The organism is Pseudomonas sp. 10S5, assembly GCF_035019745.1.
Taxonomy (GTDB): Bacteria; Pseudomonadota; Gammaproteobacteria; order Pseudomonadales; family Pseudomonadaceae; genus Aquipseudomonas.
On the sequence record NZ_JASJVL010000023.1, the window covers coordinates 1 to 23,823 of the forward strand.

Below are 23,823 nucleotides of genomic sequence, written 5' to 3' on the forward strand. Positions count from 1 at the left end.
CCTGGGGCTTGCACCCGGCGGTATCGTGCAAGTGTGGGTGTGGGATGAGTGTTTACGCCGAGTCGCCTTCAACCGCGCCCAAGTGGGGATAGAACCCTTAGGCCCGGACCTAGGCAAATCAAACGGGCACTACTTCCAACAAACCAAGGACTCGAAGCAATACATCGAACGCTTCGGCATTCCGTATGGCAGTTGGTGATCCCCGGTCAACCTCTCAACTCTTGTATTCACAACCCCGGAGAAACAAATGAAAGGAATCGTCCTACTCGTTTCAGCTCTATTCCTGGCCTCCTGCTCCCATGCTGATAACGCGCCATCCAACGATTTAATCGGCAACTATTATTTACAAGGGGTCATGGAAATGGCCTCGCAGCTGTCGCTGCAAGAGGGCGATAACTTTGAAGCCGTCGTTGAATATGGCTCCGCTGACGGTTATGCAAAGGGTAAATGGTCACAAGACGGACAACGGCTAACGTTGCGCCGGAATAACGAGGGCTTGAACGGCGAAAATGACATCAGCCAGTTCTTCGACGAGATGGTATTGGTTGTCGGAGACGATTGCCTAACTATCGAAGAATCGCGTGGCTGTTACGTCAAATTGCCAAAACGTCAGGCCTCGGAATAGGGTTAGCCCATGTTGACTGCGAGAGTATGGCCCGACCGTATGTAACTCCAAAAAAAGCCCGCCGTTCAAAGTTCACTCTGAACGGCGGGCTTTTTGTTGATGCGTGTCGCTCACATCACTTTTTTAAACCGTAATGCTCATCCAGCATGCCGGGTGCATTCGGGGTCTTGGGCGCGTAGTCCTTCGGCGCTTCAGAGTTGCGCGGTGGGGTCAGGCGATCCCGAGGTGCTTGAGTGGTGTCCGCGTGTAAGCTGGCGAGTAAGCGCTGACGCGTCTGCTCATCCAGGGCCAGGCGGTTGGCACCATCGGCAAGGTGATCCTGTACTTCTTGGTAGCTCTGCGAAAGCTTGTTCACCAGGTTCGCCGTGCTGTTGAAGTGGGTGACTACCTCGTTCTGATAACTATTGAAGCGCTCCTGCACATCATCCAGCTGACGCTGGGTGCTGCTCGGTGCGGCGTTGGGTAGCAGACGTGCGACCAGGAAACCAATGACCACACCTGCGACCAGGGCGATAGTCGGCAACAACCAAACTAAGAGCGAGTGTTCCACGAGTCCTTCCTCTATAAACGGCTTTGCTTTACGTTAACGGCTCGAACCTGCGCTGTATACCGCGAGACGCTCTCGGATATGCCAGACACAGACAATCAGCTAGACGAGTCGACCCAATTCGAGGTCACGGAGTTCATTTTTGCTCATGCGCGAAACCCCTGTATTGATTGATGGCCCAGTCGGCCAAATCGAAGCCCTTTACCTTAATACCGAAGGTGCTCGCGGTCTGGCGCTGATCTGCCATCCTAACCCGGTGCAGGGCGGAACCATGCTGAATAAAGTCGTATCGACATTGCAGCGAACTGCACGCGATGCGGGTTTGATCACCTTGCGCTTCAACTATCGCGGGACTGGCGCCAGCGCGGGCAGCCACGACATGGCGGCTGGCGAAGTCGATGATGCCCAAGCCGCAGCGCAGTGGTTGCGTAATAAACACCTCGACTTGCCAATGACCCTGCTGGGCTTTTCGTTTGGTGGTTTTGTCGCGGCCAGTCTTGGCGGACGCTTGGAAGCCAGGGGTGAGAAGTTGGCGCATTTATTCATGGTGGCGGCGGCGGTCACTCGACTCAGCGCCGATCACCCAGTGCCGCAAAACTGTCCGATAACCTTGATTCAACCTGAAACCGACGAGGTGATCGATCCGCAGACCGTTTACGATTGGTCCGCCGCTCTCAAGCGTCCCCATGAGCTGCTGAAAGTGGCAGAATGCGGACACTTTTTTCATGGCAAGCTAACCGACCTTAAAGACTTGGTCTTGCCACGCCTTTCGAATTAATTGCAGCCAGAAGCGCCTGATTCTGTAAGCGCCCAACCTGCCCTACTCTAATAAGCAGCGACTAGCCATGACCACTCGTATCCTGACCGGCATCACTACTTCCGGTACGCCGCACCTGGGCAACTATGCCGGCGCCATTCGCCCGGCGATCATCGCCAGCCGCCAGAGCGATGCTGATTCGTTCTACTTCCTTGCCGACTATCACGCGCTGATCAAATGTGATGACCCGCTGCGCATTCAGCGTTCACGTCTGGAAATCGCAGCGACTTGGTTGGCTGCGGGACTTGATGTCGATCGGGTCACGTTCTATCGCCAGTCCGACATCCCGGAAATTCCTGAGCTGACTTGGTTGTTGACCTGTGTGGCGGCTAAAGGATTGCTTAACCGTGCACACGCTTATAAAGCCTCGGTAGACAAAAACGTAGAAGCCGGTGAAGACCCGGACGCCGGTATCACCATGGGTTTGTACAGCTACCCGGTGCTGATGGCGGCTGACATCCTGATGTTCAATGCGCACAAAGTGCCGGTTGGCCGCGATCAGATTCAGCACGTGGAAATGGCCCGGGACATTGGTCAGCGTTTCAACCACCTATTTGGGCAGGGCAAAGAGTTTTTTGTCATGCCCGAAGCGCTGATCGAAGAAAGCGTTGCCACGCTACCCGGCCTGGATGGTCGCAAGATGTCGAAAAGCTACGACAACACCATTCCGTTGTTCAGCAGTGCCAAAGAGATGAAAGCCTCGATTTCGCAGATCGTCACCGACTCGCGTGCGCCGGGCGAAGCTAAGGATCCGGACAATTCGCACCTGTTCACCCTCTATCAGGCTTTTGCCACCCTGGAGCAAGGCGCTGAGTTCCGTTCAGAGCTGTTGCAGGGCCTGGGTTGGGGCGAGGCCAAGCAACGTTTGTTCACGCTGCTTGACGCTGAGCTGGGCGAGGCTCGCGAGAGTTATCATGGTTTTATGGCGCGTCCAGCCGATCTGGAAGATATTCTGCTCGCCGGTGCTGTAAAGGCCCGCGCCGTCGCAACGCCTTTCCTCGGCGAGTTACGTGAGGCGGTTGGCCTGCGGTCGTTCCGCAGCGTTGTGCAAAACGTTGACAGCGGGAAAAAAAAAGCCGCCAAAGGTGTGCGGTTTATCAGCTTCCGTGAAGACGATGGCAGCTTCCGTTTTCGCCTGCTGGCCGCCGACGGTGAGCAATTGTTGTTATCGCGCACGTTCGCTGATGGCAAGGCGGCGGGTGCAGTCAGCAAGCAGCTGCAGTTGGGTGGCGAGCTGGACCTGCGCAGCGAGGATGATCGCTTCACGTTATGGCTAAACGATTCATGTGTGGCGGACAGTCCTGAGTTTGTCGACGGCGCAGCGCGCGACGCGGCCATCGAAAATCTGAAGCGGGCGTTGGCATCGCAATAGGTCTGATTGCCATTTCCAAGGGCCGTCGCTACAGTGGCGGCCCGTTTTTGTCGCCTTGTTAACAAATATGACCCCCCTAGAACGATATCAAGCTGATCTGAAACGCCCCGACTTCTTCCATGATGCCGCGCAGGAAACTGCTGTGCGCCATCTGCAACGCCTGTACGACGATCTGGTCGCCGCGCACAACAGTAAGCCGGGTCTGCTGGGCAAGCTGTTCGGCAAGAAGTCGCAGGTGCCCGTCAAAGGTTTGTACTTTTGGGGGGGCGTTGGCCGAGGAAAGACGTACCTGGTCGACACTTTCTTTGAAGCCCTGCCGTTCAAGGAGAAAGTCCGAACTCACTTTCACCGCTTCATGAAGCGTGTGCACGAAGAGATGAGAACCCTCAATGGCGAGAAAAACCCGCTGATCATTATCGCCAAGCGCTTTTCCGATGAGGCGCGGGTAATTTGTTTCGATGAGTTTTTCGTTTCAGACATCACCGACGCCATGATCCTTGGCACCCTGATGGAAGAACTGTTCAAGAACGGCGTGACCTTGGTCGCGACGTCGAACATCGTCCCGGACGGTTTATACAAGGACGGTTTACAGCGCGCGCGATTCTTGCCGGCTATTGCCTTGATCAAGCTCAACACTGACATCGTCAACGTCGACAGTGGCGTCGACTATCGTTTGCGTCACTTGGAACAGGCGGAGTTGTTTCACTTCCCGCTGAACGAAGCCGCCGAAGCAAGCCTACGCAAGAGCTTCCGAGCGCTGACCCCGGAATGCACTCAAGCGACCAAAGACGATGTGCTGATGATTGAAAACCGCGAAATTCGGGCGATGCTTACCTGCGATGACGTGGCCTGGTTTGACTTTCGTGAACTGTGTGACGGTCCACGTAGCCAAAACGATTACATCGAACTCGGCAAAATATTTCACGCAGTATTAATCAGCGGCGTCGAACAGATGAGTGTCAAAACTGACGACATCGCCCGCCGCTTCATCAACATGGTCGACGAATTCTACGATCGTAACGTCAAGCTGATCATCTCAGCTGAAGTCGAGCTCAAGGATTTGTATACCGGGGGTCGTCTGAACTTCGAGTTCCAGCGCACCCTGAGTCGGCTGTTGGAAATGCAATCCCATGAGTTCCTGTCTCGGGCGCATAAACCCTAGGGGAGAGTTGCGAGCTACAAGCTTCAAGCTGCAAGAAGGAATTAGCTTGTAGCTTGTAGCTTGAAACTTATGGCTTGTAACTGCCCTCAGGCTGCCTGCAAAAATTGCTGGCGGTACTGATTCGGTGACAATTCCGTGTGTTGACGAAACAGCCGTGCAAAGAAGCTGGCATCGTCGTAACCGACTTCATAGCTAATCGTCTTGATGCTTTTGCGTGTGCCCGAGAGCAGGCCCTTGGCGGTTTCAATGCGCAAGCGTTGCAGATAGTGCAGCGGTTTGTCGCCAGTAGCGGTCTGGAAGCGTCGCATGAAGTTGCGAATGCTCATGCCGTGCTCACGCGCAACGTCTTCAAAACGAAACTTGTCGGCAAAGTGCTCTTCTAGCCATTGCTGAATCTGCAGAATGATCACGTCATGGTGCAGTTTTTGCCCGCCGAAACCCATCCGTCCCGGCACATAGCTACGCTGCACTTCGTAAAGAATGTCGCGCGCCACGGCTTGAGCAACATTGGCCCCGCAGAAACGTTCGATCAGGTAAATGTAGAGGTCGCAGGCTGAGGTAGTGCCGCCAGCGCAATACAGGTTATCGGCGTCGGTCAGGTGTTTTTCCTGATTGAGCAATACCTGTGGGAATCGTTCCCCGAATTCCGCAAACGCACGCCAGTAAGTAGTCGCTTCTTTGCCGTCCAACAAGCCCGATTGCGCTAGCCAAAACACCCCGCTGGCCTCGCCGCATAGTACGGCGCCTTTAGCGTGTTGTTCGCGTAACCACGGCAACACTTGGGGATATCGCTGGCACAACGTATCGAAATTATCCCAAAACGCCGGCAGGATAATCACATCGCTCTGCTCTAGACCTCCCTCCACCGGCAGCATGACCTCGCTGAAACTGCGCACAGGAAGGCCGTTTGGGCTAACGATTCGAGTTTCGAAGGTGGTCTTTAGGCCTTGGCCGAGCTGTTTTCCATAGCGCAGACTGGCGAGGTGGAAAAAATCTTTGGCTTGCATCAGGGTCGAGGCGAATACCCCATCGATGGCCAGGATGCTGACGCGCCGCAATGGCGCGGAGAGCTGGGTAGGCATAATTCTTTTTCTTATATGGGAAAGTGGTCAGGCGACGGCGGGATCGTCTTATTTTTTGTTGTATGTGTCCAGTGTCCTCGTGCAGGTCATGGGCTCAGGCTCCGAAATGTATTCCGGGTTTTGGCTTTCTGATGGGGGTGACATGATTGCTGGAGCTCGTTTCAATCGGAGGAAGTCGAGCGGAATGGATCTGGAATGGTCTGATTTCGTCGATTAAAACTGTATGTCATCACTTTCTACCTCTGAATTCAGGGTGAATTGCAAAAGCTGCTTGAGATTTTTTTCGAAATCTGCATAATTCCGCAGCTCTTTGCAGTGGAAGTGATGCGCCGTCTGCCGAAGAATCTTGCCGTATTACGGACGCGCCGACCCGAGCCCCCGACAGCGTCTGTTCCCGGCCGCCTTTGACCTTGTCAAAGTACGCACTATTCAGTAAGATCCGCCGTCTAATTTATCAGGGCGGCCCCTGAGGCTATTAAAGAATGAAAACTTTTACTGCTAAACCGGAAACAGTTACGCGCGACTGGTTCGTCGTCGACGCTGCTGGTCAGACACTGGGTCGTCTGGCGACCGAGATCGCGAGCCGTCTTCGTGGCAAGCACAAACCGGAATATACTCCGCACGTAGATACAGGCGACTACATCGTCGTTATCAACGCTGAGCAGATCCGTGTTACCGGTGCTAAAACCACCGATAAGATCTACTACTCTCACTCTGGTTTTCCGGGCGGGATCAAGTCGATCAACTTTGAAAAGCTGATCGCTAAAGCCCCAGAGCGCGTGATCGAGACCGCGGTTAAAGGCATGCTGCCTAAGAACCCGCTGGGTCGCGACATGTATCGTAAGCTGAAAGTCTATGCGGGCGCTGTACACCCTCATACTGCTCAGCAGCCCCAAGAACTGAAGTTTTAACGGAATAGTTCATTATGTCGGCGACTCAAAATTACGGCACTGGCCGTCGCAAGACCGCAACTGCACGCGTTTTCCTGCGTCCAGGTACTGGCAACATCTCTATCAATAACCGTACTCTTGACGGTTTCTTCGGTCGCGAAACTGCCCGCATGGTAGTTCGTCAACCGCTGGAATTGACTCAGACTACCGAAAAATTCGACATCTACATCACTGTTATCGGTGGCGGCACAAGTGGTCAAGCGGGCGCAATTCGCCACGGCATCACTCGCGCTCTGATGCAGTATGACGAAACCCTTCGTGGCGCTCTGCGCAAAGCTGGCTTCGTTACTCGTGATGCTCGTGAAGTAGAACGTAAGAAAGTCGGTCTGCGTAAAGCGCGTAAGCGTCCGCAGTACTCGAAGCGTTAATTCGCTGCTACTTTCTAAGCGCCCAGTTCCTTTTAGGATCTGGGCGTTTTTTTATGGGCGCTCGGTTTTGGTGTGACAACGTGCCACATGTCTGGGTGCCGCGTGTTATAAGGCTTGAGACCATTGGGTGATGGTAATTACCTTGTCAATTGAGGGGCTTTTCATTACCATCCGGCAGGATTTTTACACCGTTCTAGATATTTATTAAGTAGACGCCTGATCAAACAGGCCATAGAGCTGATGGGAGAGGACGGAATGAGCAATGACGGCGTGAATGCAGGCCGGCGTCGCTTCCTCGTAGCAGCCACATCCGTGGTTGGTGCAGCAGGAGCGGTGGGGGCGGCGGTCCCGTTCGTGGGGTCATGGTTTCCCAGTGCCAAGGCGAAAGCCGCAGGTGCACCGGTAAAGGTGAATATCAGCAAGGTCGAGCCCGGACAACAAATGATTGCCGAATGGCGTGGCCAACCGGTATTCATTGTCCGTCGTACCGCAGAGATTTTAGGGAACCTGAAAAAGATCGAAGGGCAATTATCCGATCCCACTTCAAAGAACTCCTCGCAACCGACTTACGTCGACCCTGAAATGCGTTCGATCAAACCAGAGATTTTGTTGCTGGTCGGTATTTGTACGCACTTGGGATGTTCGCCGACGTTCCGTCCCGAAGTAGCTCCTGCAGATCTAGGCAAGGATTGGGTCGGTGGTTATTTCTGCCCCTGCCACGGTTCGCACTACGATCTGGCCGGGCGTGTCTATAAGTCTCAACCGGCACCCTTGAATTTGCCTGTGCCGCCGCATTCCTATGAGTCGGACAGCATTATCGTCATCGGCGTCGATCAGGAGAAAGCGTCATGAGTAAGTTCATGGACTGGGTAGATGCGCGCTTTCCCGCCACAAAAATGTGGGAAGACCATCTCAGCAAGTACTACGCCCCAAAAAACTTTAACTTTTTTTACTTTTTTGGCTCACTGGCGCTGCTGGTGCTGGTCAATCAGATCGTTACTGGTGTTTGGCTGACCATGAGCTACACGCCATCGGCTGAAGAGGCGTTCGCTTCTGTCGAATACATCATGCGTGACGTGGAATATGGCTCAATCCTGCGCCTGCTTCACTCAACAGGTGCATCTGCGTTCTTCATCGTGGTTTATCTGCACATGTTCCGTGGACTGCTTTACGGTTCGTATCAGAAGCCGCGCGAACTGGTCTGGCTGTTCGGGATGCTGATCTACTTGGCGCTGATGGCTGAAGCATTCATGGGTTATCTGCTGCCTTGGGGTCAGATGTCCTATTGGGGCGCTCAGGTAATTATCTCGCTGTTTGGTGCGATTCCTGTCATCGGTGGTGACCTGACTCAATGGATCCGTGGTGACTACCTGATTTCAGGTATTACCCTGAACCGCTTCTTTGCGTTGCATGTCGTGGCGTTGCCGATCGTCATTCTGGGTCTGGTGGTGTTGCACGTTCTTGCACTGCACGAAGTGGGTTCCAACAACCCCGACGGTGTAGACATCAAGAAACACAAAGACGAAAACGGCATACCGCTGGACGGCATTCCCTTCCATCCGTACTACACCGTGAAAGACATCGTCGGCGTCGTGGTGTTCCTGTTCATTTTTTGCTCGATCGTATTTTTCTTCCCTGAAATGGGCGGCTATTTCCTCGAGAAACCTAACTTTGAAGTAGCTAACGCGTTCAAGACCCCTGAGCACATTGCTCCGGTTTGGTACTTCACGCCGTTCTACGCGATCCTGCGTGCTATACCGGACAAGCTCATGGGCGTTATTGCCATGGGTGCTGCAATTGCCGTTCTGTTCGTGTTGCCATGGCTTGATCGTAGCCCGGTCAAATCGATGCGTTATAAAGGCTGGTTGAGCAAGATCTGGTTACTGGTGTTTTGCGTGGCATTTGTAATTCTCGGCGTGCTGGGCGTTCTACCGCCAACACCAGAGCGCACGATTCTGTCGCAGGTTTGTACGTTCCTGTACTTCGCCTACTTCATTCTGATGCCGTTCTATACCCGGCTCGAGAAGACCAAACCGGTTCCAGAAAGGGTGACTGGCTGATGAAAAAGCTATTTGCTGTATTGATTTTTGCTCTTCTGCCCGTTGTGTCCTATGCGGCAGAGCACGGTCCAGAGTTAGAGCATGTTGATATTGACGTCTCTGACAAAGCGGCCATGCAGGATGGTGCACGTACGTTTGCCAACTACTGCATGGGTTGCCACAGTGCCAAGTTCCAGCGCTATGAGCGTGTGGCTGACGATCTAGGTATTCCCCACGATTTGATGCTGGATAAGCTGATATTCACGGGCGCCAAGATTGGCGATCACATGTCCATCGGCATGCAGCCTGCTGACGCTAAAGCCTGGTTCGGCGCGGCTCCGCCCGATCTGACCCTGGTGGCTCGTGTCCGCGGCACTGACTGGCTCTATGGCTATCTGCGCTCGTTCTATGAAGACCCTGCACGTCCTTGGGGGGTGAACAACAAGGTTTTCCCGAACGTCGGTATGCCTAACGTACTGGCTGGTCTGCAAGGTCGTCAGGTTATCGGCTGTAAGCAAATGCAAATCGTTGAGGATGGGAAGAAGCAGTTCGACCCTCTGACAGGTTCTCCATTGACCCATGAAGCATGCGATCAATTGACCGTATTGCCGAAAACCGGTTCGCTAAATGAAGAACAGTTCGATGAGAAGATCAAAAATCTTGTAACCTTCCTCGCTTACTCGGCAAATCCGGTGAAGCTGCAGCATCAGCGCATCGGAACCTATGTATTGCTTTACTTGGCCTTCTTCTTCGTCTTCGCGTATTTACTCAAGCGCGAATACTGGAAAGACGTCCATTGATTATGCTGTAACCCCTGCTGTTAACGAGCCGCGCCCTAGGGTGTTTCTCCGAAAAACGAGCGTGGGGCAAGTGACCGCTTCTGTGGTTGTCTGCCCCCGTAGTCGTTTTTGGAGGCGCCCCTTGGGCGCGCTCGTTTTTCTGCTTCTGAAAACTTTTACAAGCGAGGAGGACCGCCATGGGCGTGACCAATCGGTTGGCCTGTTACTCCGACCCCGCCGACCACTATTCCCACCGCGTGCGCATTGTGCTCGCCGAGAAAGGTGTCAGCGCTGAGATCATTGATGTTGTGACGGGTCGTCATCCGCCAAGATTGATCGAGGTTAATCCGTACGGCAGCGTACCAACGCTGGTCGATCGCGACTTGGCTTTGTACGAGTCGACGGTGGTGATGGAATACTTGGATGAGCGTTATCCGCACCCCCCTTTGTTGCCGGTTTATCCTGTAGCCCGCGCCAATAGCCGCCTGCTGATTCATCGTATTCAGCGCGACTGGTGTGGTTTGGTGGATCTGATTCTGGATTCACGCAGTAAAGAACCTGCTCGCGTTCAGGCGCGTAAAGAGCTGCGTGAAAGTTTGACCGGTGTCTCTGCGTTGTTCGCTGACAAGCCTTTTTTCCTCAGCGAAGATCAAAGCCTAGTTGATTGTTGCCTGTTGCCGATACTTTGGCGTCTTCCGGTCCTGGGTATAGAATTGCCTCGGCAAGCGAAACCGCTGCTTGATTACATGGAGCGCCAATTTGCACGTGAGGCTTTCCAGACAAGTCTGTCTGGTGCTGAACGTGATATGCGCTAAGGCTTAAGGAGCCGTTGATGAACTCCAGTCGCCCTTATCTGATTCGTGCTCTGTATGAGTGGATCGTAGATAACGATTGCACCCCGCACATGCTGGTTAATGCGGAATACCCGTCAGTGCAGGTCCCTCAGGGCTTTGCCAATGATGGTCAGATCGTTTTAAACGTGTCGCCCAGTGCTGTGCGTCATCTGCACATGGATAACGATGCTGTCAGTTTCGAAGGTCGTTTCGGCGGTGTTCCGCACACGTTGTACGTTCCTATTGCCGCGATTCTAGGTATTTATGCCCGGGAAAACGGTCAGGGTATGGTTTTTGAAGTAGAACCGGCCCTTGAAGACGTTGATGAAGATATCGATCCTGATGATGAAGGACCGCCACCGGAAAGCGAACCACCGCGACCGACAGGCAGACCGAGCCTGAAAGTGGTCAAATAATCGAACTCAGCTTTTTGAAACAAAAAAACGCCGACAGAGATGTCGGCGTTTTTTGTTGGAAGTAACAGACACCATCTTGGCCTTCGCTGCGTAAGCGCAACGTGGGCGCAGTCGAGGCGGTATCTACGGTCAGATCAATCAATATACTCAAACAGCTTCACAATCTTCTGCACGCCCGATACGCCTTGGACCAGGTTGGTAGCGCGGGTGGCTTCTTGTTGAGTCACTAGACCCAGCAGGTAAACGATGCCGTTCTCAGTCACGACTTTGATACGCGAGCCTGGAATAGTGTTGTCCGTCAACATTTGCGTTTTGATCTTGGTGGTTAACCAAGCATCGTTGTTGCGCGCCAGTATGGAAGACGGTGCCATGATCTGGAGTTCATTGTTGACCTTTTTCACCCGTTGAACCGAAGCTGCGGCTTGTTCAGCAAGGGATTTCAGATCCGCGCGGGGTGTCTGGCCTGCCAGCAGTACGATGCCGTTGAAGCTGGTCACAATGATGTGCGAGCCTTCATCCAAGTCAGGATTAGCCTTGGCGACGTTGACCGCAACTTTGGTCTCGATCAGAGAGTCGTCAATTTTGCTGCCGAACGTGCGAGTGCCACGGTCATCCTGGATCGGCGTATCGCGGGTGGCAGTCAGGACCGAACTGCATCCGCTGAGACCCAGGCAAAGTGTCAGAGCCAGTAGGCTTAGGCGATTAGGTGTCATTCTTCACTCCCGAACAGTTGGCTGTCGATCAGATCGCAGAGGCAGTGGATCGCCAGCAGGTGGACTTCTTGAATACGTGCAGTGACTTTGGACGGAACGCGGATCTCCACGTCCTCCGGCAGCAGCAGCGACGCCATGTTGCCACCGTCGCGACCGGTCATAGCTACGACAACCATTTCCCGATCATGTGCGGCCTGGATGGCTTGAATAATGTTGGCCGAGTTACCGCTGGTGGAAATAGCTAGCAGCACATCGCCCGGCTGACCCAGCGCACGGATCTGTTTGGAAAAGATTTCGTTGTAGCTGTAATCGTTGGCAATCGAGGTAATGGTTGAGGTGTCGGTGGTTAGCGCAATGGCCGGCAGGCTAGGGCGCTCACGTTCAAAGCGGTTGAGCAATTCCGAAGAAAAATGCTGAGCGTCACCCGCAGAGCCGCCATTGCCGCAAGAAAGCATTTTACCTTCATTGAGCAGCGCATTGACCATCACTTGGCTGGCTTGCTCAATGTAGGGTGCAAGAACCTCCATCGCCTGCTGTTTGGTGTCGATACTGGCTTGGAAAAGCTGGCGAATTCGGGATTGCATGTCCATCTATGTGACCTTAAGTAGGGCAACTGCTCCAGGCACAAACAATGTGCAGCCTGCAAAGCAAAATCGGTATAGGTGTTTCATTCGAAAATCAGGCATCCAGGTTCGACAAGTCCTGCCGCCTGGTCTAGCTGTCAAATGCATTTTGGAGCCAATTTAATGAGGGTTCCTTGCCAGGGTCGCCATTAATGCCAATCACATCAAAGCGGCAAGGTGAGTCAGCCCAGTGTGACGCTTGTTGCAGAAAATATTGAGCGGCCATAGCCAGTTTTTCGCGCTTGCGAACATCGACGCTTTCAAGCGCGCCACCCCAGCCTGCGTGGCGCCGATAGCGCACTTCGACGAATACTACTGTATCGCCATCAAGCATTACCAGATCGAGTTCGCCGCGTGGGCATAACCAGTTCTGCGCGATCAGGCTTAATCCCTGCTGCTGAAGATATGTCAGGGCGAATGCCTCAGCCTCACGCCCGGCCCTCAAATGCGGTGCGACAGGTATCAATGCGCGGTGTCTGGCAGGCGATGAACCTGGCCGCCGACAAATTGAGCCCATGGCAGTTGCCGTTCTACACGCTGCCCTTGGCCCAGACTTAATCTGCCGGACTCGCCATCCAGGCGAGTGTCAGGCAACGCTTTGAGTTGTGTCAGACGCGGTGCCAAGCGATAAGCATCGATTCCCATGGCGTACAACCGACCCAGGCTCCCGGCCGCTTGTGGCCATTGCGCGATCACTTGCTGATGCAGCGGATTACTGGTGTTCAGCAGCCATGGGGTATCGCAGAATTGAATGCCTTCCAAGTCCTTGTACTGCGCTTGATCGCCGCTGTTAGTAAACAGTTGGGAGGTCGCATACACAGGCACATCACCAGCATATTGGAACACCAGCGTCGGTTTGATCTGCTGCGCTAGCTGAGGCGTGGCGGCCAGGAAAATAAAATCAATGTCTTGGCGACGCGTTGGCTGAGGTGCTTGAGCGCCTGCAGTATTTTGCAAGCTTTTGGCGCGGGCATCGACATTGCGCAGTTGGAACATGTCAGCAATTTGCTGGGCGAGGGCGACCGGTTGGTCTACGTGCTCGGCGACGATGAACGTGCCGCCTAATGCTTGCCAGCTTTGACGGAAGGCGTCCAGAACACGGTCACCCCATTCACCTCTCGGCACCATGGCGGCAGCGCTCCGCTTGCCATCGGCCCAGGCGCGGCGCGCCACTTCCCTGGCTTCGTCTTCAGCGGCAAGGCCAAACTGGAACAGTTCCGGTGGCCCCGCTTGACGAGAATCGCTGTAGTTAAGTGCCAGCGTTGTAATAGGCAAGTGTGGACGGTTGCTTAACTGTTTAACCAGTGGTTTTTCCAGCGGACCAATTACCAGTTGCACGCCGGACGCTTTGGCCTGACGGTAGAAATCGTCAAGCGAAGTCAGGCGTGAGCTATCGAACACTTGGATGACGGGGGGCTTTTGTCCCGCTTGCTGAGCTTGATAGTGCGCAGCCATAAAGCCTTCGCGCAGTGCCCGGGCCACCGAAACTAGCGGGCCGTCTTGTGGCAGTAACAACGCAATTTTGGTCAGCGGGGCACTGGCTAATGCCTTGAGGGCAATCAGCGGAAGTGGTAATTGCTGAGCGGCCGGATGCTGCGGGTTTTGTGCTTTCCAGGTATCGATCGCGGCTTGCTGCTGCTCCAGCGTACCGGCGGTTTTTACCGCCAGGGCCAAGCTCAGCCAGCCCGCAAGGTCACCGTTGCCAGAGCCTTGGAGTTGCTCAGGCGGTAACTGGGAAACCAGCGACCAGATCGCTTCGTGGTTGGCTGTGGCATCGCCGTTTTTAAGTAGCGGCGCGATAAATACCCGTTGGCTGGCGGCGGCCAGGATTTGTCCGTCGGCTTCCAGTGCGCGCGCCTGAACAAGGCCGGTGCGAACTTGCTGATCAATAGGCAGTTCGCCCAAGCGCAGCAGGCTTGGGTGGCTTAGCGCTGCCAGAGCAACCTTGGGTTGGTTGCGACCCAGGGCCAGCTCAGCGGAAAGAGTGCTCGCGTAGACCTGTTGTGCAGGTTTGAGCTGATCAACAGGAACTTGCTCAAGAATTTTTGCGGCTCGGCCCACGTCCCCTTGTCGATTGGCCTGATCGGCCGCGCTCAGCCTTAGCGACGCGGCTTGATCGGGGGTTTTGGCGGCAGCGGCTTGTTCGAGCAATTGCTCGATGCTGGCGTCGGGCGTGCGAGGAAGTTCGCCCAGGGTCGACGACGGCGAACTGGCACACGCCGCCAACAGGGCAGCGAGACAAAGGGCGGTGAACAGGCGCAGGCAAGCGATCATGTATGTGATCCTGATACTCAAGCAAATAGGCTGGAATTGTACCCAAGCACTGGCCGGGGCGCGATGTTGATGGCGTTAAAGCGGTGATATTGGTCGCGGTGCAGCTAAATAAAAGGCGAAGCGGTGTTTTATTGTTTATTCACGTTGTGCGGTAAGGAAATCAAACGTTCTCTCAAACTGTTTTAGTGTTCGCTTGTGCCAGCGATCCGTTCGCCACGGCCTTAATCTGTACAATGCATTTTTTGTTCAACACAAGAGGTGTGCGCTTTGACTGCTCCAGGTGCTTTGAATTCCGCTCCAGGCTCGCTTTATGTTGTTGCTACGCCTATCGGTAACCTGGATGACATGAGCGTGCGTGCGCTGAAGGTGTTGCGCGACGTGGCGCTAATTGCTGCCGAAGATACTCGTCACTCGTTACGGTTGATGCAGCATTTTGGTATTCCTACGCCACTGGCGGCGTGTCATGAACACAACGAGCGGGAGGAGGGCAGTCGCTTTTTGACACGGCTATTAGCCGGTGATGATGTTGCGCTGATCTCCGATGCGGGCACTCCCCTTATATCCGATCCCGGTTATCACTTGGTGCGGCAAGCGCGTGCAGCGGGCATCCGAGTGGTGCCGATTCCTGGAGCGTGCGCGTTGATCGCCGCGTTGTCGGCGGCCGGGCTGCCTTCCGACCGTTTTATCTTTGAAGGCTTTTTACCCGCTAAAGCGGTTGGCCGCAGGGCTCGACTTGAGTTGCTTAAGAGTGAACCCCGCACGCTGATTTTTTATGAGGCGCCACATCGAATCCTGGAGTGCCTGCAAGATCTTGAATCTGTGTTCGGCCCAGAGCGTCCCGCATTACTGGCACGAGAGCTGACCAAAACCTTTGAAACCCTTAAGGGGCTGCCGTTGTCCGATCTGCGAGCGTTTGTCGAAGGTGACAGCAATCAGCAGCGCGGGGAGTGCGTGGTGTTGGTTGCGGGTTGGACAGCGCCAGAAGATGAAGACGTTATCGGTGCGGACGCACGGCGTATTTTAGATCTCTTGCTGGAGGAGATGCCGCTCAAAAGAGCCGCTGCATTGGCCGCCGAAATTACCGGCGTTCGCAAAAACTTGCTCTATCAGGTAGCGCTGGAAAAGCAAAAAGGCGAATAAATTCCTGCGTCGGCGCTAACCGCTAGAGGTCGCAGAATGTATTAAAGCTTGTTCTTGACGGTCCGTGCCGCTAACCTTGTCGGCGGAGAGTCGATTGGACAGTCGCTGCCTTTTATTGTTCCGCAATAAAGGGGGGAGGAAAGTCCGGGCTCCATAGGGCAGAGTGCCAGGTAATGCCTGGGAGGCGTGAGCCTACGGAAAGTGCCACAGAAAATAACCGCCTAAGCACTTCGGTGCCGGTAAGGGTGAAAAGGTGCGGTAAGAGCGCACCGCACGTCTGGCAACAGGTCGTGGTCAAGGTAAACCCCACTCGGAGCAAGACCAAATAGGGTTCCAAGGCGTGGCCCGCGCTGGAACCGGGTAGGTTGCTAAAGACGTCCAGTGATGGCCGTCGTAGACGAATGACTGTTCACGACAGAACCCGGCTTACAGATCGACTCTCCACCTTATTTTCTACCCCCGCTTTTCGCAGCATCAACCTTTCGTAATATCAAAAAAATCTTACTCTTGATAAATCACATTAACTTCGAGACTCAGGCCTCTGAGCTCTCCGGGGTTTATCTATCAAAACAATTAAAAAAATGCTCCGAAGTCTGACTTTCTTCTCCTAAATCTCCGTTCTGTAAGGGAATTCCTTAGGACCGTGCCTTGACGGTGTGGTGGGCGCATTTATATAGTGTGCGCAAGTGGCGGAAAGTGGCATGAAGTGGGTTTTTTCAGCTCAAAAAGTTAATATTCGGAGATCGCGCCTGTGTTTCGTGGTGCCAACGCAATCAATCTTGACGCAAAGGGTCGCCTCGCAATGCCGAGCCGGTACCGCGACGAGTTGGATTCGCGCAGTGCCGGGCAGTTAATTGTAACGATTGACGCTGTAGACCCCTGCTTATGCCTGTACCCGTTATCCGAATGGGAACTGATTGAGGCCAAGTTGCGTGACTTGCCGACATTCCGTGAAGAAAACCGTCGCCTGCAGCGGCTGTTGATTGGGAATGCGGTCGATCTGGAACTGGATGGAAGTGGCCGTTTTCTGGTTCCGCCGCGGCTGCGCGATTACGCGAAGTTGGATAAGCGCGTGATGTTGGTTGGCCAGCTAAATAAGTTTCAACTGTGGGACGAGGACGCCTGGAACACGCTTGCTGAAGCGGACCTGGCGGCTATTCAACAACCTGGCGCTATGCCTGATGAACTGCGTGATTTGATCTTGTGACTATGACTAGCGGCTTTACCCACATCACCGTACTGCTCGAAGAAGCCGTAGAGGCTCTCGCGGTACGTACCGATGGCTGCTATTTGGATGGTACATTCGGCCGCGGCGGCCACAGTCGCCTGATATTGCAGCATCTTGGCCCTGACGGGCGTTTGCTGGGATTTGACAAAGATCCTCAAGCGATTGCCACAGGGCAAGCGCTAGCGGCCGAAGACGGCCGCTTTGTCGTTGTGCAACGCAGCTTTGCTGAGCTGGGCGCTGAAGTTGAAAGTCGCGGTCTGGCGGGCAAGATCAACGGAGTTTTGCTCGACCTTGGCGTCTCATCGCCGCAACTGGACGATCCAGAACGCGGCTTCAGCTTTATGAACGACGGTCCTCTGGATATGCGCATGGACCCTAGTCGCGGCGTCAGCGCTGCCGAGTTCATCGCCACGGCATCCGCGGAAGAAATTGCCCGTGTGTTCAAGGAATATGGCGAGGAGCGTTTCGCCAAGCGCATGGCGAACGCCGTGGTTCTGCGTCGTGAAACCCAACGCTTTGAGCGCACCGGCGACCTTGCTGAGGTGTTGAAGGTTGCTAATCCTGCATGGGAAAAAGGCAAAAATCCGGCGACTCGCGCTTTTCAGGGCCTGCGCATACATGTCAATAACGAACTGGGCGATCTTGAAGCCGGGCTCGAAGCTGCCCTAGAAACGCTTGAAGTTGGCGGACGTTTGGTTGTCATCAGCTTCCACTCGTTGGAAGATCGCATCGTCAAATTGTTCATGCGTAAGCTCGCAAAAGGCGAAACCGACACAATGCCTCGCGATTTACCGATCCGTTTTCAGGCATTCGACCCGAAAATCAAAATCCACGGCAAAGCGCAATTCGCCTCCGAGGCTGAAACCAAGGCCAATCCACGATCGCGCAGTGCTGTGATGCGTGTAGCGGAGAAGCTTAAGTGAGCCAGCTCGTCCTTAAGCCTTTGCCTACCGGCAGTTTCTTTATGCTGCTGTTGTTCATTGCCGTACTGGTTTCGGCGATTGGCGTGGCATACAGCGCCCATTGGAACCGGCAGTTATTGAACTCGCTTTACAGTGAGCTGAGTGTGCGCGACAAAGCTCAGGCCGAATGGGGCCGGTTGATTCTTGAGCAAAGCACCTGGACAGCGCACAGCCGTATCGAAACGCTGGCCACCGAACAACTGCATATGCGTATCCCAAGCGCTGCTGAAGTTCGAATGGTGGCCCCATGATGAACCTCGAAGGCGCCCTGTATCCCTGGCGTTTTCGCGTGGTGGTGGGTCTGCTCGGCATTATGGTGGCTGCCATTTGCTGGCGCATCATCGACCTGCAAGTGGTCGACCATAAGTTTCTCAAGGAACAAGGCGACGCTCGCAGCGTCCGTCACATTCCTATTCCCGCTCATCGTGGCTTGATCACTGACCGTAACGGCGAGCCTTTAGCCGTCAGTACGCCAGTGACAACGCTGTGGGCCAATCCGAAAGAACTGCAGACGGCCAAGGACAAATGGCCAGCGCTGGCTGCCGCCTTGGGACAAGACGTCAAGTTGCTGAGTGATCGCCTGGAGGCGCAGGCCGATAAAGAATTTATCTACCTGGTCCGCGGCCTTACGCCTGAGCAGGGTCAAGTGGTGCTTGATCTGAAAGTGCCGGGCGTTTACGGCATCGAAGAATTTCGGCGGTTTTATCCGGCCGGTGACGTTACCGCACACATGGTGGGCTTCACCGACCTCGACGACCATGGTCGCGAAGGTGTCGAGCTGGCTTACGACGACTGGCTAGCGGGTGTGCCCGGTAAGCGACAAGTGATTAAGGACCGACGCGGTCGATTGATCAAAGATGTTCAGGTCACCAAAAATGCCAAGGCCGGGAAGACCTTGGCATTGTCTATTGACCTGCGCCTGCAATACCTGGCGACTCGCGAACTGCGCAATGCCATCCAGGAAAACGACGCCAAGGCCGGAAGCCTGGTGATCATGGACGTGAAAACAGGCGAAGTGTTGGCGATGGTCAACTCGCCGACCTATAACCCGAACAACCGCCGCACCATGATCCCGGCCGCCATGCGCAATCGCGCAATCACTGACGTGTTCGAGCCTGGTTCTACCATGAAGCCAATCTCCATGACGGCTGCGCTAGACAGTGGTCGGTGGAAGCCGACCGATAAAGTTGAGGTTTACCCTGGAACGCTGCAGATCGGTAAATACACGATTCGCGACGTGACAAGAACCGAGGGGCCTATCCTCGATCTGACCGGTATCTTAATCAACTCCAGTAACGTAGGCATGAGCAAGGTAGCCTTCGATATTGGGGGTGAAGCAATTTTCCATGCCATGCAGCGAGTCGGCTTGGGACAATACACCGGCCTGGGTTTTCCCGGCGAACGTGTGGGCAATCTTCCAAACTACCGCGAATGGCGCAAAGCCGAGACCGCAACCCTGTCGTACGGCTACGGCCTGTCGATCACCGCGTTGCAGTTGGTGCATGCTTACGCCGCCATTGCGAACAACGGGCGCATTGTGCCGTTGACCATCCTTAAAGCTGATACGCCACCGGTCGCGGTTCAAGCAATCCCGGAAGCAACCGCGAAAACCGTACAGGGCATGATGCAGCAAGTGATCGAAGATCCTCGCGGTGTATACCGTGCTCGGGTGCCGTCCTATCACGTGGCAGGCAAGAGCGGCACTGCGCGTAAAACAGTGTCGGGCACCAAGGGTTATGAAGAAAACGCGTATCGCTCGCTATTCGCTGGCTTTGGCCCGATGAGCAATCCTCGCTACGCCATCGTTGTAGTAATTGATGAACCGGGCAAGGCGGGCTACTACGGTGGTCTGGTGTCGGCCCCAGTGTTCAGCAAGGTCATGTCGGGCACGCTTCGGCTGATGAACGTCACCCCGGATAATTTGGCGGCGACGCCAACGCAGGAGCAAGTGAATGCTGTGCCCGCTGTTAAAGGAGGGCGTGGTTAATGTCTTCTAGCCTGAACAAGATTTTTGCCCATGCTGATCGCGATCTATTAATTCGCGAGTTGACCCTCGACAGCCGTAAAGTACGCCCAGGCGATCTGTTCCTGGCGATTCAGGGTGGAAAAATCGACGGTCGCGTGCACATTGTAGATGCCCTCAAGCGGGGTGCAGCGGCAGTAGCCTATGAAGTGGACGGCGCAACCGTTCTGCCGATTACCGACGTGCCGCTGATCCCTGTAAAAGGTCTGGCTGCACAGTTGTCTGACATCGCTGGGCGCTTTTATGGCGACCCGAGCCGCAACCTGAATTTGGTCGGAGTTACCGGCACCAACGGCAAAACCAGTGTCACCCAATTGGTCGCGCAAGCGCTTGATCAGCTTGGTCAGCATTGCGGGATCGTTGGCACATTGGGGACGGGTTTTTACGGTGCCCTGCAAAGCGGGCGCTTGACGACGCCCGACCCGATTGCAGTACAGGCCACCTTGGCCGACCTCAGAAAAGCCGGTGCCCGCGCTGTCGCAATGGAAGTGTCATCCCACGGTCTGGATCAAGGCCGAGCGAGCGCGTTGGCATTTGACGTTGCGGTGCTGACTAACCTGTCTCGCGACCATCTGGATTATCACGGCACAATGGAGGCCTATGCTGCCGCAAAGGCCAAGTTATTTGCTTGGCCCCATCTGCGTTGTCGGGTAATCAATGTTGATGATGATTTCGGTTGCCAGTTGGCCGCGAACAGACACGAGTCCCGCCTGATCACCTATAGCGTTAAAGACAGCAGCGCTTCGCTTTACTGCAGCGATGCGCATTTTGACGACGATGGCGTGCGCGCCACATTGGTTACTGCACAAGGCGAGCATCATCTGCGCAGTACTTTGTTGGGCCGTTTTAACCTTAGCAACGTGCTGGCTGCCATCGGCGCGTTGATGGGGCTGGATTACCCGCTGGATGAAATTATGAACGTGCTGCCGACGCTTGAAGGTCCTGTCGGTCGCATGCAGCGTTTGGGCGGTGGTCGGCAGCCTTTGGTAGTAGTTGATTACGCACATACCCCCGACGCATTGGAAAAAGTCCTCGAAGCGCTACGCCCGCACGCGAAAGGCCGTTTGATGTGCCTGTTCGGTTGCGGCGGAGACCGTGATCGTGGCAAGCGCCCCTTGATGGCGGAAGTGGTTGAGCGGCTTGCGGACACAGTGTTGGTTACAGATGACAATCCACGCACAGAAGCACCGACTCAGATTTTCGACGACATTCGTAAAGGCTTCGTCGCTGCCGACAAAGTGAACTTTGTCGCCGGTCGCGGTCAGGCGGTGGCGCAGTTGATTGCCAGCGCGCAAGCCGCTGATGTGATCGTGTTGGCGGGCAAGGGCCATGAGGACTATCAGGAAATCGACGGCCAACGTCAGCCATTTTCTGATCTCGAAGAAGCCACCAAAGCCCTGGCGGCATGGGAGGTGGCACATGCTTAAGCCTCTGACTTTCAGTGAGCTGGTTGCTCCACTCAATGGCCGTCAGGTTGGCGCTGATTGCGCCTTTGCCGGGGTAAGTATTGATAGCCGCCATATTGCTCCGGGGCAGCTGTTTATCGCGCTTTGCGGTCCGAACTTTGATGGGCATGACTATCTGAATGACGTCGCGAGCAAAGGTGCCGCTGGTGCGTTGGTCGAGCGTGAAGTCTCGGGTTCTGAATTGTCGCAGTTGGTAGTTGCGGATACGCGTCTGGCGTTGGCTCAGCTTGGTGCCTTGAATCGTAACCGGTTTGATAGGCCTGTCGCGGCGATCACCGGTTCCAGCGGTAAAACCACCACCAAGGAAATGCTTGCTAGCATCCTGCGTACGCGTGGGTCGGTCTTGGCAACCCGAGGCAATTTGAACAACGAGTTAGGGGTTCCATTAACTCTGCTTGAGCTGGCGCAGGAACATACGGCGGCCGTCATTGAGTTAGGCGCTTCTCGACGGGGTGAAATCACCTACACCGTCGGTCTGGCAAAGCCGCACGTTGCGGTCATCACTAACGCAGGAACCGCCCACGTGGGTGAGTTCGGCGGCCCGGAGAAGATCGTCCAGGCCAAGGGTGAAATCCTCGAGGGCCTTAGTGCTAGCGGTACAGCCGTCCTCAATCGAGATGATAAGGCGTTTGCTACCTGGCATGCCCGCGCCAATGGCCGCCCTGTTTTGAGCTTTGCCTTGAATGATGATTCAGCAGATTTTTACGCCAGAGACCTGACCCGCGATGCTCGCGGCTGCCCTAGCTTTACGTTGCATGGTCCCTGCGGATCGGCGTCGATTCAGCTCAATCTGCTAGGCGCCTATAACATCGCTAATGCCTTGGCAGCTGCGGCTGCGGCGCATGCAATGGGTGTGTCACTGGGCGGGATCGTCGCAGGTTTAAATGCGGTTCAACCGGTCAAGGGCCGAGCGGTGGCGCAGTTGGCTACTAACGGCATTCGTCTGATTGATGACACGTACAACGCTAACCCCACCGCGATGTGCGCGGCCGTTGATATACTCGCCGGCTTTTCTGGGCGCACCGTCTTGGTGCTCGGAGATATTGGCGAGCTGGGCGAGTGGGCCGAGCAGGGCCATCGCGATGTAGGCACGTACGCCGCTGGCAAAGTCTCGGCGCTCTACGCAGTAGGGCCGATGATGGCTTACGCGGTAAAAGCGTTCGGCGAGCACGGCTATCACTTCGCCAGTCAGCAAGACCTGATCGCAGCGCTTGGCGCGGAGCAGGACACTAACACCACTATTTTGATTAAAGGTTCGCGCAGCGCGGCGATGGAAAACATCGTCGCCGCTTTGTGTGGTTCTAGCCAGGAGAAACATTGATGCTGCTGTTGTTGGCGGAGTATTTACAACAATTCTACAAAGGCTTCGCGGTCTTCCAATACCTGACTCTGCGCGGGATTCTCGGCGTGCTTACCGCATTGTCGCTCTCGCTGTTCCTGGGCCCATGGATGATTCGGACCTTGCAGAACCGTCAGATCGGGCAATCGGTTCGAAATGACGGTCCGCAATCACATTTGGCCAAATCGGGCACGCCAACCATGGGTGGCGCGCTGATTCTGTCTGCTATCGCCGTTAGCACGTTGTTGTGGGCCGACCTAAGCAATCGCTACGTCTGGGTGGTGCTGATCGTTACCTTGCTGTTTGGTGGCATCGGCTGGGTCGATGATTACCGCAAAGTTATTGAAAAAAATTCAAAAGGGTTGCCAAGTCGTTGGAAATACTTCTGGCAATCGGTGTTCGGTCTTGGTGCGGCGATCTTCCTTTACTCCACGGCGCCTTCCGCTGTGGAAACCACACTGATAGTGCCGATGCTCAAGGATGTCAGCATTCCGCTTGGCTTAGGCTTCATGGTGTTGACCTACTTCGTGATCGTCGGCTCAAGCAATGCGGTCAACTTGACAGACGGCCTCGACGGCCTGGCGATTTTGCCAACAGTAATGGTTGGCGGCGCGTTGGGTATCTTCTGCTACCTGTCGGGTAACGTGAAATTTGCTGAATACCTACTCATTCCTTACGTCCCCGGTGCTGGTGAACTGATCGTGTTTTGCGGCGCATTGATTGGCGCGGGATTAGGCTTCCTCTGGTTTAACACTTACCCGGCACAAGTCTTCATGGGCGACGTCGGTGCCTTGGCCCTTGGCGCGGCACTGGGCACCATCGCCGTTATCGTTCGTCAGGAAATCGTCTTGTTCATCATGGGCGGTGTGTTCGTGATGGAGACCCTGTCCGTTGTAATCCAGGTTGCGTCTTTCAAGTTGACCGGTCGTCGCGTGTTTCGCATGGCGCCGATCCACCACCACTTTGAACTCAAAGGCTGGCCCGAGCCGCGTGTAATTGTCCGCTTCTGGATTATTACCGTGATTTTGGTGCTGATCGGCCTTGCCACCCTGAAGCTGAGGTAGA

At 54.9% G+C, this 23,823-nt stretch carries 26 protein-coding genes and 1 other RNA gene; 21 read left to right on the top strand and 6 right to left on the bottom strand.

From position 1 onward, the window contains the following. Together QN378_RS20610 and QN378_RS20615 are read left to right on the top strand one after the other, a co-directional pair. The coding region (locus QN378_RS20610) for a DUF2931 family protein (protein WP_323550980.1) at positions 1-199 on the top strand (199 nt) is incomplete at its 5' end. Positions 200-247: 48 nt separating this feature from the next. Then, positions 248-625, top strand: a complete 378-nt coding sequence (locus QN378_RS20615) for a hypothetical protein (protein ID WP_323550979.1) — start codon at positions 248-250, stop codon at positions 623-625. 115 nt (positions 626-740) lie between these two features. On the opposite strand, the gene QN378_RS20620 is transcribed toward QN378_RS20615, so the two are convergent. Next, complete coding sequence (locus tag QN378_RS20620) at positions 741-1,175, bottom strand: YhcB family protein (protein ID WP_322205361.1); 435 nt, start codon at positions 1,173-1,175, stop codon at positions 741-743. Positions 1,176-1,320: 145 nt separating this feature from the next. On the opposite strand from QN378_RS20620, the gene QN378_RS20625 reads away from it, so the two are divergent. The 3 genes from QN378_RS20625 to zapE all read left to right on the top strand — a co-directional run bounded on the left by QN378_RS20625 (position 1,321) and on the right by zapE (position 4,523). Next, positions 1,321-1,950: an alpha/beta hydrolase gene (locus QN378_RS20625; protein WP_323550978.1), complete on the top strand. Its 630-nt coding sequence runs from the start codon at positions 1,321-1,323 to the stop codon at positions 1,948-1,950. 67 nt (positions 1,951-2,017) lie between these two features. Then, entirely contained in the window at positions 2,018-3,361 is a 1,344-nt protein-coding gene (locus tag QN378_RS20630; protein ID WP_322205359.1) for a tryptophan--tRNA ligase, read from the top strand. A 67-nt stretch (positions 3,362-3,428) separates the two neighbouring features. After that, positions 3,429-4,523: a cell division protein ZapE gene (zapE, locus tag QN378_RS20635; protein ID WP_322205358.1), complete on the top strand. Its 1,095-nt coding sequence runs from the start codon at positions 3,429-3,431 to the stop codon at positions 4,521-4,523. 86 nt (positions 4,524-4,609) lie between these two features. Here the strand turns inward: zapE and QN378_RS20640 are convergent, their stop codons facing one another. After that, the gene (locus QN378_RS20640; RefSeq protein WP_322206932.1) at positions 4,610-5,530 is read right to left on the bottom strand and encodes a GlxA family transcriptional regulator; all 921 of its coding nucleotides are present in this window, start codon (positions 5,528-5,530) and stop codon (positions 4,610-4,612) included. A 557-nt stretch (positions 5,531-6,087) separates the two neighbouring features. On the opposite strand from QN378_RS20640, the gene rplM reads away from it, so the two are divergent. The 7 genes from rplM to QN378_RS20675 all read left to right on the top strand — a co-directional run bounded on the left by rplM (position 6,088) and on the right by QN378_RS20675 (position 10,990). Further along, positions 6,088-6,516, top strand: a complete 429-nt coding sequence (gene rplM, locus QN378_RS20645) for a 50S ribosomal protein L13 (protein WP_297846182.1) — start codon at positions 6,088-6,090, stop codon at positions 6,514-6,516. Positions 6,517-6,530: 14 nt separating this feature from the next. Further along, positions 6,531-6,923: a 30S ribosomal protein S9 gene (gene rpsI, locus QN378_RS20650; RefSeq protein WP_322205357.1), complete on the top strand. Its 393-nt coding sequence runs from the start codon at positions 6,531-6,533 to the stop codon at positions 6,921-6,923. Between the two features lie 255 nt (positions 6,924-7,178). Further along, positions 7,179-7,775, top strand: a complete 597-nt coding sequence (gene petA / locus QN378_RS20655; RefSeq protein WP_322205356.1) for a ubiquinol-cytochrome c reductase iron-sulfur subunit — start codon at positions 7,179-7,181, stop codon at positions 7,773-7,775. Then, positions 7,772-8,983: a cytochrome bc complex cytochrome b subunit gene (locus QN378_RS20660; RefSeq protein WP_322205355.1), complete on the top strand. Its 1,212-nt coding sequence runs from the start codon at positions 7,772-7,774 to the stop codon at positions 8,981-8,983. Before petA ends, QN378_RS20660 begins: the two co-directional genes overlap by 4 nt. Beyond that, positions 8,983-9,762: a cytochrome c1 gene (locus tag QN378_RS20665; protein ID WP_322205354.1), complete on the top strand. Its 780-nt coding sequence runs from the start codon at positions 8,983-8,985 to the stop codon at positions 9,760-9,762. The genes QN378_RS20660 and QN378_RS20665 overlap by 1 nt, the downstream gene beginning before the upstream one ends. 176 nt (positions 9,763-9,938) lie before the next feature. Continuing rightward, positions 9,939-10,556, top strand: a complete 618-nt coding sequence (locus QN378_RS20670) for a glutathione S-transferase N-terminal domain-containing protein (RefSeq protein WP_322205353.1) — start codon at positions 9,939-9,941, stop codon at positions 10,554-10,556. Positions 10,557-10,573: 17 nt separating this feature from the next. Further along, a complete protein-coding gene (locus QN378_RS20675; RefSeq protein WP_322205352.1) occupies positions 10,574-10,990 on the top strand; it encodes a ClpXP protease specificity-enhancing factor in 417 nt (138 codons plus the stop codon). Between the two features lie 134 nt (positions 10,991-11,124). Here QN378_RS20675 and QN378_RS20680 read toward each other — a convergent pair whose 3' ends face one another. From QN378_RS20680 to QN378_RS20695, 4 genes are all read right to left on the bottom strand, one after another. After that, positions 11,125-11,703 (bottom strand): BON domain-containing protein, encoded by a 579-nt coding sequence (locus QN378_RS20680; RefSeq protein WP_322205351.1) that lies wholly within the window; start codon positions 11,701-11,703, stop codon positions 11,125-11,127. Beyond that, positions 11,700-12,293 (bottom strand): phosphoheptose isomerase, encoded by a 594-nt coding sequence (locus tag QN378_RS20685; protein ID WP_322205350.1) that lies wholly within the window; start codon positions 12,291-12,293, stop codon positions 11,700-11,702. Before QN378_RS20685 ends, QN378_RS20680 begins: the two co-directional genes overlap by 4 nt. 124 nt (positions 12,294-12,417) lie before the next feature. After that, the gene (locus QN378_RS20690) at positions 12,418-12,789 is read right to left on the bottom strand and encodes a YraN family protein (protein WP_407074089.1); all 372 of its coding nucleotides are present in this window, start codon (positions 12,787-12,789) and stop codon (positions 12,418-12,420) included. Next, positions 12,789-14,600 carry a penicillin-binding protein activator gene (locus QN378_RS20695; RefSeq protein ID WP_322205348.1) on the bottom strand — a complete coding sequence of 604 codons (1,812 nt, stop codon included), beginning with the start codon at positions 14,598-14,600 and terminating at the stop codon, positions 12,789-12,791. Before QN378_RS20695 ends, QN378_RS20690 begins: the two co-directional genes overlap by 1 nt. Positions 14,601-14,867: 267 nt before the next feature. On the opposite strand from QN378_RS20695, the gene rsmI reads away from it, so the two are divergent. From rsmI to mraY, 9 genes are all read left to right on the top strand, one after another. Continuing rightward, the gene (rsmI, locus tag QN378_RS20700; protein WP_323550977.1) at positions 14,868-15,740 is read left to right on the top strand and encodes a 16S rRNA (cytidine(1402)-2'-O)-methyltransferase; all 873 of its coding nucleotides are present in this window, start codon (positions 14,868-14,870) and stop codon (positions 15,738-15,740) included. Positions 15,741-15,826: 86 nt separating this feature from the next. Beyond that, an RNA gene (rnpB, locus tag QN378_RS20705) (RNase P RNA component class A) lies at positions 15,827-16,185 on the top strand. Between the two features lie 306 nt (positions 16,186-16,491). Continuing rightward, positions 16,492-16,947 (top strand): division/cell wall cluster transcriptional repressor MraZ, encoded by a 456-nt coding sequence (gene mraZ, locus QN378_RS20710; protein WP_322205346.1) that lies wholly within the window; start codon positions 16,492-16,494, stop codon positions 16,945-16,947. A gap of 2 nt (positions 16,948-16,949) precedes the next feature. Continuing rightward, a complete protein-coding gene (gene rsmH, locus QN378_RS20715; RefSeq protein WP_322206931.1) occupies positions 16,950-17,891 on the top strand; it encodes a 16S rRNA (cytosine(1402)-N(4))-methyltransferase RsmH in 942 nt (313 codons plus the stop codon). Then, a complete protein-coding gene (gene ftsL, locus QN378_RS20720) occupies positions 17,888-18,181 on the top strand; it encodes a cell division protein FtsL (protein ID WP_322205345.1) in 294 nt (97 codons plus the stop codon). The genes rsmH and ftsL overlap by 4 nt, the downstream gene beginning before the upstream one ends. After that, a complete protein-coding gene (locus tag QN378_RS20725; RefSeq protein ID WP_407074088.1) occupies positions 18,178-19,917 on the top strand; it encodes a peptidoglycan D,D-transpeptidase FtsI family protein in 1,740 nt (579 codons plus the stop codon). The genes ftsL and QN378_RS20725 overlap by 4 nt, the downstream gene beginning before the upstream one ends. After that, the gene (locus tag QN378_RS20730) at positions 19,917-21,380 is read left to right on the top strand and encodes a UDP-N-acetylmuramoyl-L-alanyl-D-glutamate--2,6-diaminopimelate ligase (RefSeq protein WP_322205344.1); all 1,464 of its coding nucleotides are present in this window, start codon (positions 19,917-19,919) and stop codon (positions 21,378-21,380) included. Before QN378_RS20725 ends, QN378_RS20730 begins: the two co-directional genes overlap by 1 nt. Then, a complete protein-coding gene (locus tag QN378_RS20735) occupies positions 21,373-22,740 on the top strand; it encodes a UDP-N-acetylmuramoyl-tripeptide--D-alanyl-D-alanine ligase (RefSeq protein WP_322205343.1) in 1,368 nt (455 codons plus the stop codon). Before QN378_RS20730 ends, QN378_RS20735 begins: the two co-directional genes overlap by 8 nt. Then, entirely contained in the window at positions 22,740-23,822 is a 1,083-nt protein-coding gene (gene mraY / locus QN378_RS20740; protein WP_322205342.1) for a phospho-N-acetylmuramoyl-pentapeptide-transferase, read from the top strand. Before QN378_RS20735 ends, mraY begins: the two co-directional genes overlap by 1 nt. Position 23,823: the final 1 nt, after the last annotated feature.